Here is a 13,840-nt window from a genome sequence, read left to right as displayed (position 1 = left end):
TCGGCACCATCTCGGCCAATGGCGAGAAGGAAATCGGCGAGATGATCGCGCAGGCCATGGAAAAGGTCGGCAAGGAAGGCGTCATCACCGTCGAAGAAGCCAAGGGCATGGAATCGGAACTCGATGTCGTTGAAGGCATGCAGTTCGACCGCGGCTATCTGTCGCCCTACTTCATCACCAACCCGGACAAGATGACGGTCGAACTCGACAACCCCTACATCCTGATCCACGAGAAGAAGCTGTCGAACCTGCAGGCGATGCTGCCGATCCTGGAAGCTGTCGTCCAGACCGGTCGTCCGCTGCTGATCATCGCAGAAGACATCGAAGGCGAAGCGCTTGCGACCCTGGTGGTCAACAAGCTGCGTGGCGGCCTCAAGGTTGCTGCGGTCAAGGCTCCTGGCTTCGGCGATCGTCGCAAGGCGATGCTGGAAGATATCGCGATCCTCACCAAGGGTGAAATGGTCAGCGAAGATCTCGGCATCAAGCTGGAAAGCGTTACCCTGGGCATGCTCGGCGAAGCCAAGCGCGTTTCGATCGACAAGGACAACACCACCATCGTCGATGGTTCGGGTGAAGCCGATGCGATCAAGGCTCGCGTGGAAGCCATCCGTGGCCAGATCGAGAACACCACCAGCGATTATGATCGTGAAAAGCTGCAGGAACGTCTGGCCAAGCTCGCCGGCGGTGTTGCCGTGATCAAGATCGGTGGCGCTTCGGAAGTCGAAGTGAAGGAAAAGAAGGACCGCGTCGACGACGCGCTGCACGCAACCCGCGCAGCCGTTGAAGAAGGCATCGTCCCCGGTGGCGGTACGGCGCTGCTGTATGCAACCCGTGCACTCGAAGGCATGACCGGCGTCAACGACGACCAGACCCGCGGCATCGATATCATCCGCAAGGCTCTGTACGCTCCGGTTCGCCAGATCGCACAGAACGCAGGCCATGATGGCGCCGTCGTTTCGGGCAAGCTGCTCGACGGCAACGACGAAACGCTGGGCTTCAACGCATCGACCGATGTGTACGAAAACCTGGTGGCTGCCGGCGTGATCGACCCGACCAAGGTCGTGCGTGCTGCTCTGCAGGACGCGGCTTCGGTTGCAGGCCTGCTGATCACCACCGAAGCTGCCATCTGTGACGCACCTGAAGACAAGTCTTCGGGCGGCGGCATGGGCGGCATGCCCGGCGGCATGGGCGGCATGGGCGGCATGGATTTCTGATCCACGCACGTTCAGCTTCCAAGCCAACGCACAAGAAAACGGGGCCGGAGGGGAAACCTTCCGGCCCTTTTTCGTGTCAGTCCGTGGCGTCCAGTGCTGCTGCCATCTCGGCCGACCGCGCATCGTAGAAGCGCGACCGCATCAGCTTGACGATGGGCTCAGGGCTGGTTGAAGGTGTTCCCCCAGCAAAAGGCGGGGCGGGATCGTATTCGAGCGAGAGCTGGATCGAACGCGCGACATCCTCGCCATGCAGATGCGCGATGATCGCGAGAGCAAAATCGATCCCCGAGGTCACGCCGCCTGCGGTCACGACGCTGCCGTCGAACACGGTCCGCGCCTCCTCATGCTCCGCGCCGACCATCGGCAGCTGCCCGGTATAGCCCCAGTGGGTGGTGGCGCGCCTGCCCTGGAGCAATCCTGCGCGACCGAGGATGAACGCGCCGGTGCACACGCTGGTCACCCATTGCGCGCCGGATGCCTGTTGGCCCACGAAATCGATCAGCCGCGCGTCGCTGAGCGCAGGCGCAACGCCCAGACCGCCGGGCACGCACAGCAGATCGGCCTGCGGGCAGTCCGCGAACGTCACGGTCGGCATGATGCCGAAGCCGACATCGGTCATCACCGGGTCGAGGGTCGCCGCAGCCACATGCACTTTTGCGCCCGGCATCCGGCAGAGGAACTGCGCCGGGCCAGTGAAATCGAGTTGGGTCACCTGATCGAACAGGACGAAGACGATGTTGAAGGGTAGCTTTGCGTCGGTCATGGGCTTTCCTTTCATCATGAAGATTGCCCAGGCGCGCGACACGTGTCGATACCGCCCGCTCCCCGATGGTGGTCCATCTCGATGCGCCAGTTGCGGGCAGCGGGATGCTATTACGCGCAAGCGGCTCTGCCAAGCGGCCTTTTACGGTGCTTGCAGACGGTATATAGTCAAGACATGGCCGACCCTTGCTGCATAACCGCAGAGCAATTCCTGCAGATCGATTTCGGCTCCGACATCAAGGCAGAGCTCGATAACGGGATTGTTCGCATGATGGCCGGGGGCACGGCGGCGCATGCGCGGATACAGACGAACGTGCTGATAGCGCTCGGGAATGTACTCCGGGGCAGTGCTTGCCGGCCGTATGGACCCGACATGGGCTTGCGGACGCACGACAATTCGGTGCGCTATCCCGACGTCAGCGTCTATTGCGGCAAGGACAGCGAGATATTTGACGCAGAAAAGGCTTTCGATAATCCTGTCGTCATCGTGGAAGTACTTTCGCCTTCCACGCGGCTGTCTGATCAGGGCACCAAGCTCGGAGAATACAGGGACTTGCCGAGCGTCCAGACGATCCTGATGATCGATCCGGATGCCCAGACTGTCCAGGTCGTTACGCGCACCGAACTGCAAAGCTGGACCGACAGCATCTTGTCTCCGGACAACGACATCGCGATACCGTATCTTGATATAACCCTAGCACATTCGGAAATCTTCGCGCGCTGAACGGGACTGGCGCGGCCTTCAATGTTATGTCATAATCAGTGACATAACATTGAAGGGATAGCTTATGCGCCGCTTGTTGACCGTAGCTGTCATACTGCTCGTCGTCCTAGCCGCAGCCGGATGGCTGGCGCGCGAACAGCTAGGTGAAATCCTGTTCGCGCGCGCTGTCCAGGCGACCTATGGCACCGATGCTACCGCCGGTCTCGACGATGGCTTGCATGTCATCTTGTGCGGGACAGGCTCTCCCCTGCCCGATCCCGATCGCTCTGGCCCTTGTGCGCTGGTGATCGCGGGCAAGCAGGTGTTTCTTGTCGATGCAGGCTCTGGCGCCGGACGGCGGATCGGGCAGATCGGTGTGCCGTTGGCAAAGGTCGATGCGACATTCCTGACGCATTTTCACTCTGATCATATCGATGGTCTGGGCGAGGTTCTGATGCTGCGCTGGGCGGCCAGCGGGAGGACGGTCCCGATGCCGGTCTATGGGCCCGAAGGCGTCGACAAGGTCGTCAGTGGCTTCGACACCGCCTATACCGCCGATTACGGCTATCGTATCGCGCATCATGGCGCCGACATCATGCCGCGCAGCGGCGCTGGCGCGCAGGCCTTTACCATCCCGACCAGGGACGGCGCACAAACGGTGTATGAAAGAGGCGGAGTCAAGGTTCAGGCTTTCGGCGTCCGGCATGACCCGGTCGAACCGGCGCTGGGCTATCGCTTCGATTACAAGGGCCGGTCCGTCGTCATCAGTGGCGATACCGCGCCGACCGCTGTCGTCGCGCGGATCTGCAATGGGTGCGACCTGTTGGTGCACGAGGTTCTGAACCCGGATATGGTCGGCAAAATCTCCGCAACCGCCAGACAGCGCGGCGACTCCCGGATTGCCAAGATCATGTCCGATATTCCCGGCTATCACAGCGCCCCGGTCGCGGTGGCCTCAATCGCACGCCAGGGCAAAGCGCGGATGCTGGTCTTCACCCACATCGTCCCAAGGATGCCGACCCGGCTGTTGCACCCTTTTTTCCTGAAGGGCGTGGCGGATGTCTATACGGGTGAAACTGTTATGGGCGAGGATGGAATGCAATTCAGCCTGCCCGCCCGATCAACGCGGATCGAACGGGCAGACCTCTTATAGCGTTTTAGCGGCTGCTCAGTTGGTTTCGCGCGCGGCGTCGCGCTCGGCTTCGTCCCATTCGCGCTCGATATTGTCGCCAGCGCGATCAGCCTTGGCATCGAGATCCTTGGCGGTGCCATCGATACTGGCTTCAACGTCGTCCATCGCGTTATCGACGGCCTGGCCTGCGGCATCGACATTGGCCTCGATGTCATCGCCTGCAGATTCTGCAGCCGCTTCGGTTCTTTCCCCGGTTTCGGCTGAGCAGGCCGCAAGGCCCAAAGCGAGTGCGGCAACGCCAGCGATTGAAAAATTACGCATCAAAATGCTCCTTCGTAGTGACGCCAGAGATAGCGCCTTGCCCGACGGGAGTACGCACCCTGCCCACCCCGGTTCCAAAATTGCATGACCCTGCCCGATGCCGCTGCTATCGCTTGGCCCATGTCACAACAGAACCATCTCTACCTGGTCGACGGATCGTCGTACATCTTCCGCGCCTATCACCGGCTGCCGCCGCTGACCAATCCCGAAGGAACGCCGGTGGGCGCGGTGTATGGCTATACCACCATGCTTTGGAAGCTGGCGGACGACCTTCACAAGGCCGACGGCCCGACCCACATGGCGGTGATTCTCGACAAGAGCTCGCAAAGCTTCCGCAACACGCTTTACGATCAGTACAAGGCGCACCGCCCTCCCCCGCCCGAAGACCTGGTGCCGCAGTTCCCGCTGATCCGCGATGCAACCCGCGCCTTTTCGATGCCGTGCATCGAGGAGGACAATGTCGAGGCCGATGACATCATCGCGAGCTATGCGGTCGATGCGCTCGCCAAGGGGTGGAAGGTCACCATCGTCAGCTCCGACAAGGACCTGATGCAGCTCATCCAGCCCGGCCTCGACATGCTCGACACGATGAAGAACGTGCGCATGGGGCCTGAGGCGGTTATGGAAAAGTTTGGCGTCACGCCTGAACAATTGGGCGATGTGCTCGCATTGATGGGCGACGCGGTGGACAACGTGCCGGGCATTCGCGGCATCGGCCCCAAGACGGCATCCAAGCTGATCGTCGAGCATGGCGATCTGGAGAGCGTGCTCGCAGCAGCGCCCGCAATGAAGCCGTCGAAACTGCGCGACAGCCTGATCGAACAGGCCGAGATGGCGCGGCTGAGCAAGGTGCTGGTCACGCTCAAGGACGATTGCCCGCTGCCCAATGCCCTCGAGGATTTTTTGCTCAAGGATATTCCGCCCGAGCCCCTGGGCGCGTTCCTCCAGCTCCACGGTTTCACCAGCCTGTTGCGCAAGCTCGGCGCGAGCGGGCCCGCCGATGCGCCGGCGCCAGCGTCAGGCCCGGGCGCCAGCGCGCCGCGCAGCGACAATGCCATTGCGCCGCATCCCCTCAGCCTGCCGCCGATCGATGTCGACAAATATGTCTGCGTCCAGGACATCGAGACGCTCGACGACTGGATCGGGCGGGCTTTCGCGATCGGAACCGTGGCGGTCGATACCGAAACCGATTCGCTCGATTCGATGCAGGCCAGGCTGGTCGGGGTGAGCCTTGCGCTTGCGCCGGGCGAGGCCTGCTATATTCCGCTGGGACACGGCGGCAGCGACATGTTCGCCGAAAAGCCGCGCCAGATACCGATGGACATCGCGATCGCGCGGCTCAAGCCGCTGCTCGAAGACGACAGCGTGCTCAAGATCGGGCAGAACCTCAAATACGATCTCAACGTGCTTGCGCGACAGGGCATCGACGTCACCCCCATCGACGACACGCTCGTCATGAGCTTCAACCTCGATGCCGGGCACGAGTTCGGCAGCGGTGGGCATGGCATGGATGCGCTGGCACTGCGCCACCTGCAGCATGAGTGCATCAGCTTCAAGTCGCTGACCGGCACCGGCAAGAAGCAGATCGGGTTCAACGAGGTGCCGCTGAGCGATGCCACCCGCTATGCCGCTGAAGACGCCGATGTCACGCTGCGTCTGTGGCACGTGCTGCGCCCTCGCCTGCCGGTGGAAGGCGCAACCCGGGTTTACGAAATGGTCGACCGCCCGCTGGTCCCGGTGGTCGCTGCGATGGAGCGCAACGGCATCAAGGTCGATCGCGAGCAGCTCGCCGCGCTCAGCCATGATTTCGCCACCCGCATGGCGGCGCTCGAGTTGGAAATCCATGCCCTCGCCGGCCAGTCCTTCGCCATCGGCAGTCCCAAGCAGCTGGGCGAAATCCTGTTCGACAAGATGGGTCTCAAGGGCGGCAAGAAGGGCAAGACCGGCCAGTATTCGACCGACGTCACCGTGCTGGAAAAGCTTGCCGGCGAAGGGTCCGAGATTTCGCGCAAGGTGCTCGACTGGCGCCAGCTCGCCAAGCTCAAGTCGACTTACACAGATGCGCTGCAGGAGCAGATCAATCCCACCACCGGCCGCGTCCACACCAGCTACAGCCTGGTCGGCGCGCAGACCGGGCGCTTGTCCTCGACCGAGCCCAACCTGCAGAACATCCCGATCCGCACCGAGATCGGCCGCCAGATCCGCCATGCCTTCGTCGCCGAGCCTGGCAACGTCATCCTGGCCGCCGACTACAGCCAGATCGAGTTGCGGCTGGCCGCGCACATGGCCGATGTCGAGACGCTGCGCGACGCATTCGCCAAGGGTGAGGACATCCACAACCGCACCGCGCTCGAGCTGTTCGGCGAGGTCAACCGCGACACCCGCGGCCGCGCCAAGACGATCAATTTCGCAATCCTCTACGGCATTTCGCGCTGGGGTCTGGCCGGGCGGCTCGAGGTCAGCGCGGACGAAGCGCAGGCGATGATCGACACCTATTTCCAGCGTTTCCCCGGCATCAACCGCTATATCGCCGAGACGATGGAGAAGGCGCGCGAGTGCGGCTTCACCGAAACCCTGTTCGGCCGCAAGACACACTTTCCCCGGATCAACTCCAAGAACCAGGCCGAGCGCCAGGGCAGCGAGCGCGCCGCGATCAACGCGCCGATCCAGGGGACCAGCGCCGACATCATCAAGCGCGCAATGGTGCGAATGGTCCCTGCGCTCCACGCGGCAGGCCTGCCCCATGTCCGCATGTTGCTGCAGGTGCACGATGAACTGGTGTTCGAATTGCCCGAAGCGGATGTCGAAGCTGCATCGAAGGTCATCCGCGTGGTGATGGAATCCGCGGCGGAACCCGTGGTGCGACTGTCCGTCCCGCTCGGCGTAGACATCGGGACCGGTCCAAGCTGGGGCGCTGCGCACTGATGCGGCGCAACGATGGGCTCGGCTTGATTCCCCAGTCGCCCACGCTGGATTTGAGCGCCCTTGCCGATCCGCTATACACGAGCCTGATCGGCCGATTTCTGTTGGAGAACTACACGTTGTGGCTCCTCGCCATCGGCGTGGTGGTTCTGTCGGTCGCATGGCTGCCGCTGCTGCTGAAAAAGCTGCCGCTGTCGCTGCCGATCATCTTCGTCGGGTTCGGAATGGCGATATTCGCCTTCACCCCGCTGGGCATTTTCTCGCCGCATCCTACCGAAGCGCCGGTACTCATCGAAAAAGCGACTGAGTTCATCGTGATCATCTCGCTGATGGGCGCGGGGCTGAAAATCGGGCGACCTTTCACGGTCGCCAATTGGCGGATCACCATCCGCCTTCTTGCGATCGTGATGCCGCTGACGATCGCTGCGATCGCCTTTTCGGGCTATTGGGTCCTGGGGCTGCCGGTTGCGTCGGCGCTTCTGCTCGGCGCATGTCTGGCGCCGACCGATCCGGTGCTGGCATCGGATGTCCAGGTCGAGCGACCCAACAGCGATGAGAGCGACGAGGCGCGGTTCGCGTTGACCTCGGAAGCCGGACTGAACGACGCGCTGGCGTTTCCCTTCGTGCATCTCGCGCTGGTCGCCAGCGTCGGCAGCCTGGGTCTTGCCTCACTGGGCAGCTGGCTGTGGCAGGATGTCGTCTGGCGGCTGAGCGTTGGCGCCGCGATGGGAGCGCTGGGAGGCTGGCTGCTGGGCCAGATCATCTATCGGCTGCCGGAGAATACCCGGCTGTCACGCACCGGCGATGGCTTCATCGCGCTGGGGGCGACGTTGGCCATCTATGCGGTCACCGAATTCGCCCACGGTTATGGCTTTCTCGCGGTGTTCGTGGCGGGTGTCATGTTGAACCGGTCGGCCAGGGGCGATGCCTTCAATTCCGAGCTTCACGATTTCGCGGACGAGACCGAGCGGCTGGTGATGATGGTGCTGCTGGTTCTGTTCGGCGGAATGTTGACCGGTGGCGAACTGCTGGCAAACGTCGGATGGGAAAGCGTCATCGTCGCTGGGCTGGTTTTGCTGGTGATCCGCCCGGCGATCGCCTGGATATCATTGATGGACCTGCCGCGCCCCAGGTTGGAGCGTTTCGTCATCGCGTTTTTCGGGATTCGCGGACTTGGCTCGGTCTACTACCTCGCCTTCGGGCTCAACCATGGCGATTTCGTCGATCAGCACGCCCTGTGGGAGGTCGTCGGCCTGATCATTCTGGGGTCGATCGTGATCCACGGCCTGTCCGTCACGCCGGTCATGCGCCACCTCAACCGAGACATGGGCGTGCCGGACCAATAGGCACCGCCACGGCGTGCCGCTATGCGCGCGCCATTGCCTGCGGATAGCTGCCCAATATCCGCACCCATTTGCTGTGATGGCCCAGCACCTCGAGCGCCCGGTCCACTGCCGGATCGCCCGGCATGCCCTCGATATCGGCATAGAACTCTGCCGCAGCAAAGCTGCCACCGCGGATGTAACTCTCCAGCTTGGTCATGTTGATCCCGTTGGTGGCAAAACCCGACAGCGCCATGAACAGCGCCGCAGGGATGTTCTTCACCTCGAAGATCATGCTGGTCATCACCGTTTCGGTGCCCGGAAGAGGGTCGTTTCGGTCGGAAGCGAGCACGACGAAGCGGGTCATGTTGTGGGCAGCATCCTCGATGCCCTCCGCCACGATCTTCAGGCCGAACACCTCGCCGGCGAGCCGTGAAGCGACCGCGCACAGTCCCGGATCATCCGATTCGGCGACGAACGCGGCAGCGCCTGCGGTATCGGCATAAGTGGTGGGCTGAATGTCATTGGCGCGCAGATAATGCCGGGTTTGTCCCAACGCCTGCGGATGGCTGACGGCTGCTCGGAATGGGCCGTCTCCCTTGGCGAGCAGGCAGTGATGGACGGGCAGAAAGTGCTCTGCGACGATCGTCAGCCCGCTTTCGGGGAGCAGAAAGTGAATATCCGCCACCCGGCCATGCTGCGAGTTCTCGATCGGGATGATCGCCTGCGCCGCACGGCCATCCTTGACCGCATCCATCGCATCCTCGAACGAATAGCACGGCAGTGGATGCCAGTCGGGCGCGAACTGGCGCGCGGCGATGTGCGAATAGGCGCCCGGAGCGCCCTGAAACGCAATTGTACGCTCCGGATCGCTGGATGCGATTCGCGCCATGTCTTCAACCATCAGGCGGGCGATCTGGGGGTAGCTTTGCATGGGCACGGCGAATAGGCAGCCAATGCCGCGACGACAAGGCGAAAACGGGGCCGTCGGGGCTTGCAGTGCGCCTTGTGCATCATTAGAGGAGGCGGCGAACCGGTCTGTTGCGACGCAGCAACCGGTCTTTCCATATGCCGACACGGTCTGGATCGACGATCCAGGAACGATCGGGTCACGATTATACACAGGCGCCACTCTTCGAGGCGTCAGCACCAATAGACGAGGCAATAGGGCAATGCAGGACAATAAGAACACGATTGCAGGCTGGGTTCTTGCAGGTGGCATCGCTGCCCTTGGCCTGTCGATCATCAGCGGCAAGGTGTTCCATGCCGACAAGCCAGAGCGTCCCGAACAGCTTGGCTTCGTGATCGAAGGTGTTGTGTCGTCCGAAGGTGCTGCGGAGGCCGAGGTTCCCCTCGCTACGCTGCTCGCCAGCGCCGATATCGCCCTTGGCGAAAGGGCCTTCGCCAAGTGCGGATCGTGCCACACGATCAACAGCGGCGGCGCCAACGGCATCGGCCCCAATCTTTACGGCATCATGGGCGAACCCCACGCCGCGGTGCCCGGCTTTGCATATTCGGACGCGTTGAAGAGCAAATCGGGTCCGTGGACCTTCGAGGAAATGAACGCCTGGCTTACCTCGCCCAAGGCGTACGCCCCCGGCACCAAGATGAGCTTTGCAGGTCTGGGCAAGGCCGAGGAGCGGGCCAATCTGATGGCATGGATGAACACCCAGTCGTCCAACCCGCTGCCCCTGCCCGCCGCTCCTGCCCCTGAAGCAGCGCCCGCAGCCGAAGGCGAAGCGCCAGCTGCTGCGGACGGCGAGGCCGCTCCTGAGGCGGATGCCGCTGCGGCACCTGCTGCAGGCTGATCGCACAGACATCTGGTTTCAGTTTGAAAAAGGGCTTCGCGCACATGCGCGGAGCCCTTTTTTCGTGCACGTCCCGGCTCTCAGTCTTCGTCGAGCATCAGCAACCGTTCCTCGATGCGGATGTTGCGCGTCGCCAGCCGGATCTCGGCGATGAAGAGCACCAGCCCGGCAATCAGGAACGTCATCGCCAGGATGAACCCGCCGGCCACGATCTGGCCGAATTCATATCCCGTCAACGACAGCACGAACATCGCAGCGATCAGCAGGCTGACGGTCGACGCGCTCAGTGTCGCCATCAGGATCGCCTTGTTGACGATCGAGGCTCGGCGGTCGAGGATCTGGAGCTCACGGACCACGCGCACATGCTCTTCCCCCTCGGTCCGACTGAATTCTGCGAGCTGAACCCGTTCGCGGTCGATCACCCGAGCGAGCCGTCCGGCAAACAGCTGGAGGATGTTGCCGGTTGCGACCAGCAAGAATGCCGGCGCCATGGCAAGCTGGATCAACCGCCCGATCTGCCCGATTTCCAGCTCAGCAATAAACATGATTGTGAAGCGCCCCCGTGAGTGTAGCCGGCGCGACTATAGCCTGCGGACCTGTGCCATCAATCGGCAATCGGCAATCGGCAACCGGCGATCGGCGTCGTATGGGTTGACGAACCCGTGCGATGGTGCAGAGCTTTGGCAGCGCCTCAGCGCTAACCGTTTTCAGATGCGATCTTCCGCGAATCGAGCCAGCAGTGATGAACGACACGCCTTCCGAGATCTCCGAACCGCAAGGGGGGTTCGACCCAGCCCTGTTCCAGCAGATGATGTCGACGCACGGACACAGCGGGCATCTCGGCATGCGCTACCGCGCCCATGGCGATTGCTGGGTGGAGCTCGAATTGCCCTATGCCTCTGGCCTGGTGGGCGACGTCGACAGCGGCGTCATCGCTTCAGGGCCGATCATCAGCCTGATGGACAACGCCACCAGCCTTTCGGTGTGGACCGCGATCGGCAAGTTCCGCCCGCAAGTGACGCTCGATCTGCGGGTCGATTACATGCGCCCGGCAACCCCGGGCAAGACGGTGATCGGGCGCGGCGAATGCTACAAGACCACGCGGTCGATGGCTTTCGTGCGCGGCGTGGCACATGATGGCGACCCTGACGATCCGGTCGCGCACGTCGCCGGCACGTTTATCCGCATCGAAAACTTCCTGGGCTGACCGATGAGCGAGACAGATACCATTGCTACCGTCCGGGGCTTCATGCCGCCGTTTGCGCAGACCATGGGCATGACCGTCGACCATCTGCAGGGTGGCCTGCCGGTGATCGCCTATGACTTTGGCCCGCAGGTCATGGGGCGGCCCGGCTATCTCCACGGCGGCGCACTGAGCGGCCTGCTCGAGATATCGGCGATCGCGGCGCTGCGCGTCACGCTGGGCAAGGACGAGAGCGACCTCAAGATCAAGCCGGTCAACATCACCATCAATTTCATGCGCGGCGGCCGCGAACTGCGCACCTATGCGCTGGGCGAAGTGACACGGATCGGGCGGCGTGTCGCCAATGTCGAGGCCAAGGCGTGGCAGGACGACCCGGCCAAGCCGATCGCCACGGTGTTCATGAACTTCCTGCTGTCGGCGCCCAGGCCAGCCTGACGGTCACCCCCTCGGGCGCTGCATCGGCGCCATCGTCGATTTGCATCGCCGCATCGGCGCGGGCTCTCGAAAGAATCGCGGACGGCATGTCGCGCGGATGGAGCACCAGATCGGCGCTGCCCAGCAGCCGTACCTGCCGCAGCGTGAGGTCATCGGGATCGGGCGATCCGATCGCAATCTCGTAAAGCCCAGCCGACACGCCTGCCCTGCCGCCGCCGATCCAGCGTTCCACTGCATCGGCACCCTGATCGGCCAGCACATCGAGCGCTCCGCCGGGAGCAAACGCGGCATCGATCGCGCGTCGGCGTTCCGCGCCACCGGGCCAGCGCAGGCGGATTGCGTCGCGCGCCGCATCCAGCGCGCGCGCCAGATCGCCGAGTGTCGCAGGGAGCAACCCCTCGAGCCTCTGACGCAACGCCTTGGCGAGACCAGCAGACGCGCCGCCGGTGCCAATGGCAATCAGCACCGGATCGCGATCGATGATCGCCGGCGTGGTGAAGTCGCACAAAGCCGGTCGATCGACCGCATTGACAATCAGCCCGCGCGCCTTGAGCCGAGCGACGGCTGCGATCGCCTCGGCTTCATCTTCCAGTGCGACGATGGCGACCCGAGCCTCAGGACTGCCCTCGGCGACGCAGATGCCGCCCGAACGCTCGATCAACCGTCGTTTTGCGTCTGCCGCCTCACCGTCGCCCAGCAGGATCACCGGGCGTCCGCGCAAATTGAGGAAGATCGGCAGCTGGTTCACAGCCAGTCGGGCACCTGCTCTGCGGCCATGATTTCGGCAGGGGTAATGCGGTTGGCGACCACGGCAAAGCGATCGCCATCGACCAGCACCTCGGCGACGATACCCCGGCTGTTGTAGCTGCTCGCCATCGTCGCGCCATAGGCGCCTGCGGTGCGGAACACGGCCAGATCGCCCGCGGCAACGGTGTCGATGTCGCGCCCCATCGCGAAGGTATCGCCGCTTTCGCATACAGGGCCGACGATATTGGCCATCATCCGCGTGCCATCGGGCACCACCGCCTCGAAGTCATGCCAGGCATCGTACAGGGCCGGGCGCGCCAGATCGTTCATCGCCGCATCGACCACTACAAAGGGGTGCTGCACGCCGGGCTTGACCCGGATCACCCGGGTCAGCAGCACGCCGGCATTGCCAGCGATGACGCGGCCGGGTTCGAACTGGATCGTCGCGTCCCAGTCGCGCGTCACCCGCGCCACCAACGCGCCGTAATCCGCGGGCGACGGCGGGTTGCTCCCGGCCTGGTATGGCACGCCGAGACCGCCGCCCAGATCGACATGGGTGATGCCATGACCGCTGGCGCGCAGATCGGCGACCAGCTGCCCGATCTTGCCGAACGCAGCCTCGAGCGGATCGAGGCTGAGCAGCTGGCTGCCGATATGCACCGCAACCCCGCGCAGGCCGATCCCAGGTAGCTGCGACAGCCGCTGGTAGATCCCCGGCCCGACATGCAGGCCGACGCCGAACTTGTTGTCCGCCTTGCCGGTCGAGATCTTGGCATGGGTGCCCGCATCGACATCGGGATTGATCCGCAGCACTGCAGCCGCGTTCAGCCCCATCGCGTTTGCCACGGCGGCGAGCATCTCGCCTTCCTCTTCGGATTCGATGTTGAACTGGCCTATGCCGGTCGCCAGCGCATGGCGGATTTCATCGGCGGTCTTGCCGACGCCCGAGAACACGATGTCGGCAGGCGCGATGCCTGCCGCCAGCGCGCGGTCAAGCTCGCCGCCCGACACAACATCCGCGCCATAGCCGCGCTGGGCCAGAACCTTGAGCACCGCCAGATTGGGATTGGACTTGACCGCGAACGCCAGATGCTTGCGCGGAACGCCTGCCAGCCCTTCGCGGAACACATCGGCATGGCGCTCCAGCGTGGCGCGCGAATAGACATAGACCGGCGTGCCGACCTCTTCGGCGATCCGCGCCAGCGGTACCTGCTCGGCATGCAACTGGCCGCCGATCAGCGAGAAATGGTCCATGGTGCGCTGGGCCTTT

14 protein-coding genes and 1 riboswitch are annotated in these 13,840 nt (G+C 63.3%); of the genes, 8 read left to right on the top strand and 6 right to left on the bottom strand.

Features of this window, described 5'->3' with window-relative positions:
• Nucleotides 1–1,214: chaperonin GroEL (gene groL / locus ACK4R0_RS16470; protein ID WP_409676557.1), on the top strand; the 1,214-nt coding region annotated here is incomplete at its 5' end.
• 76 nt (nucleotides 1,215–1,290) lie between these two features.
• Here groL and ACK4R0_RS16465 read toward each other — a convergent pair.
• Complete coding sequence (locus ACK4R0_RS16465) at nucleotides 1,291–1,977, bottom strand: DJ-1/PfpI family protein (RefSeq protein ID WP_409676554.1); 687 nt, start codon at nucleotides 1,975–1,977, stop codon at nucleotides 1,291–1,293.
• A gap of 18 nt (nucleotides 1,978–1,995) precedes the next feature.
• Nucleotides 1,996–2,081, bottom strand: a riboswitch (ZMP/ZTP riboswitch).
• Nucleotides 2,082–2,151: 70 nt separating this feature from the next.
• Between ACK4R0_RS16465 and ACK4R0_RS16460 the strand changes: the two genes are divergently transcribed.
• Nucleotides 2,152–2,700 carry a Uma2 family endonuclease gene (locus ACK4R0_RS16460; protein ID WP_409676551.1) on the top strand — a complete coding sequence of 183 codons (549 nt, stop codon included), beginning with the start codon at nucleotides 2,152–2,154 and terminating at the stop codon, nucleotides 2,698–2,700.
• 64 nt (nucleotides 2,701–2,764) lie between these two features.
• Nucleotides 2,765–3,832, top strand: coding sequence for an MBL fold metallo-hydrolase (locus ACK4R0_RS16455; RefSeq protein WP_409676549.1), 1,068 nt, complete (start codon nucleotides 2,765–2,767; stop codon nucleotides 3,830–3,832).
• A gap of 15 nt (nucleotides 3,833–3,847) precedes the next feature.
• Here the strand turns inward: ACK4R0_RS16455 and ACK4R0_RS16450 are convergent, their stop codons facing one another.
• Nucleotides 3,848–4,132, bottom strand: a complete 285-nt coding sequence (locus tag ACK4R0_RS16450; RefSeq protein WP_409676546.1) for a hypothetical protein — start codon at nucleotides 4,130–4,132, stop codon at nucleotides 3,848–3,850.
• A gap of 120 nt (nucleotides 4,133–4,252) precedes the next feature.
• Here ACK4R0_RS16450 and polA point away from each other — a divergent pair, with 120 nt between their 5' ends.
• Together polA and ACK4R0_RS16440 are read left to right on the top strand one after the other, a co-directional pair.
• A complete protein-coding gene (polA, locus tag ACK4R0_RS16445; protein ID WP_409676543.1) occupies nucleotides 4,253–7,057 on the top strand; it encodes a DNA polymerase I in 2,805 nt (934 codons plus the stop codon).
• On the top strand, nucleotides 7,057–8,400 hold the full coding sequence (locus ACK4R0_RS16440; RefSeq protein ID WP_409676540.1) for a cation:proton antiporter: 1,344 nt from the start codon (nucleotides 7,057–7,059) through the stop codon (nucleotides 8,398–8,400). Before polA ends, ACK4R0_RS16440 begins: the two co-directional genes overlap by 1 nt.
• 19 nt (nucleotides 8,401–8,419) lie before the next feature.
• Here ACK4R0_RS16440 and ACK4R0_RS16435 read toward each other — a convergent pair whose 3' ends face one another.
• The gene (locus ACK4R0_RS16435) at nucleotides 8,420–9,310 is read right to left on the bottom strand and encodes a prephenate dehydratase (RefSeq protein ID WP_409676537.1); all 891 of its coding nucleotides are present in this window, start codon (nucleotides 9,308–9,310) and stop codon (nucleotides 8,420–8,422) included.
• 238 nt (nucleotides 9,311–9,548) lie between these two features.
• Here ACK4R0_RS16435 and ACK4R0_RS16430 point away from each other — a divergent pair, with 238 nt between their 5' ends.
• Nucleotides 9,549–10,184 carry a c-type cytochrome gene (locus tag ACK4R0_RS16430; protein WP_409676534.1) on the top strand — a complete coding sequence of 212 codons (636 nt, stop codon included), beginning with the start codon at nucleotides 9,549–9,551 and terminating at the stop codon, nucleotides 10,182–10,184.
• A gap of 80 nt (nucleotides 10,185–10,264) precedes the next feature.
• On the opposite strand, the gene ACK4R0_RS16425 is transcribed toward ACK4R0_RS16430, so the two are convergent.
• Entirely contained in the window at nucleotides 10,265–10,729 is a 465-nt protein-coding gene (locus ACK4R0_RS16425) for a DUF2721 domain-containing protein (RefSeq protein ID WP_409676531.1), read from the bottom strand.
• Between the two features lie 197 nt (nucleotides 10,730–10,926).
• Here ACK4R0_RS16425 and ACK4R0_RS16420 point away from each other — a divergent pair, with 197 nt between their 5' ends.
• Complete coding sequence (locus ACK4R0_RS16420) at nucleotides 10,927–11,391, top strand: PaaI family thioesterase (protein ID WP_409676528.1); 465 nt, start codon at nucleotides 10,927–10,929, stop codon at nucleotides 11,389–11,391.
• Nucleotides 11,392–11,394: 3 nt separating this feature from the next.
• The gene (locus ACK4R0_RS16415) at nucleotides 11,395–11,823 is read left to right on the top strand and encodes a PaaI family thioesterase (RefSeq protein ID WP_409676525.1); all 429 of its coding nucleotides are present in this window, start codon (nucleotides 11,395–11,397) and stop codon (nucleotides 11,821–11,823) included.
• Here ACK4R0_RS16415 and ACK4R0_RS16410 read toward each other — a convergent pair.
• Together ACK4R0_RS16410 and lysA are read right to left on the bottom strand one after the other, a co-directional pair.
• Nucleotides 11,786–12,571 (bottom strand): NAD(P)-dependent oxidoreductase, encoded by a 786-nt coding sequence (locus ACK4R0_RS16410; protein ID WP_409676522.1) that lies wholly within the window; start codon nucleotides 12,569–12,571, stop codon nucleotides 11,786–11,788. The two genes, ACK4R0_RS16415 and ACK4R0_RS16410, sit on opposite strands and share 38 nt — an antisense overlap.
• Nucleotides 12,568–13,824, bottom strand: coding sequence for a diaminopimelate decarboxylase (gene lysA, locus ACK4R0_RS16405; RefSeq protein WP_409676519.1), 1,257 nt, complete (start codon nucleotides 13,822–13,824; stop codon nucleotides 12,568–12,570). Before lysA ends, ACK4R0_RS16410 begins: the two co-directional genes overlap by 4 nt.
• Nucleotides 13,825–13,840 lie beyond the last annotated feature (16 nt).

The sequence above is a fragment of the Blastomonas sp. genome, assembly GCF_046294995.1.
Classification (GTDB): Bacteria; Pseudomonadota; Alphaproteobacteria; order Sphingomonadales; family Sphingomonadaceae; genus Blastomonas.
Note: the sequence above shows the minus strand (reverse complement) of the source record. Positions and strands in the feature narration are given on the sequence as shown.

Bases quoted from the DNA above. Each gene is read 5' to 3' on its own strand.
- ACK4R0_RS16460 (WP_409676551.1), top strand. From the start codon at position 2,152: ATGGCCGACCCTTGCTGCATAACCGCAGAGCAATTCCTGCAGATCGAT.
- ACK4R0_RS16440 (WP_409676540.1), top strand. From the start codon at position 7,057: ATGCGGCGCAACGATGGGCTCGGCTTGATTCCCCAGTCGCCCACGCTG.
- polA (WP_409676543.1), top strand. From the start codon at position 4,253: ATGTCACAACAGAACCATCTCTACCTGGTCGACGGATCGTCGTACATC.
- ACK4R0_RS16450 (WP_409676546.1), bottom strand. From the start codon at position 4,132: ATGCGTAATTTTTCAATCGCTGGCGTTGCCGCACTCGCTTTGGGCCTT.
- ACK4R0_RS16425 (WP_409676531.1), bottom strand. From the start codon at position 10,729: ATGTTTATTGCTGAGCTGGAAATCGGGCAGATCGGGCGGTTGATCCAG.
- ACK4R0_RS16415 (WP_409676525.1), top strand. From the start codon at position 11,395: ATGAGCGAGACAGATACCATTGCTACCGTCCGGGGCTTCATGCCGCCG.
- ACK4R0_RS16455 (WP_409676549.1), top strand. From the start codon at position 2,765: ATGCGCCGCTTGTTGACCGTAGCTGTCATACTGCTCGTCGTCCTAGCC.
- ACK4R0_RS16420 (WP_409676528.1), top strand. From the start codon at position 10,927: ATGAACGACACGCCTTCCGAGATCTCCGAACCGCAAGGGGGGTTCGAC.
- ACK4R0_RS16435 (WP_409676537.1), bottom strand. From the start codon at position 9,310: ATGCAAAGCTACCCCCAGATCGCCCGCCTGATGGTTGAAGACATGGCG.
- ACK4R0_RS16465 (WP_409676554.1), bottom strand. From the start codon at position 1,977: ATGACCGACGCAAAGCTACCCTTCAACATCGTCTTCGTCCTGTTCGAT.
- lysA (WP_409676519.1), bottom strand. From the start codon at position 13,824: ATGGACCATTTCTCGCTGATCGGCGGCCAGTTGCATGCCGAGCAGGTA.
- ACK4R0_RS16430 (WP_409676534.1), top strand. From the start codon at position 9,549: ATGCAGGACAATAAGAACACGATTGCAGGCTGGGTTCTTGCAGGTGGC.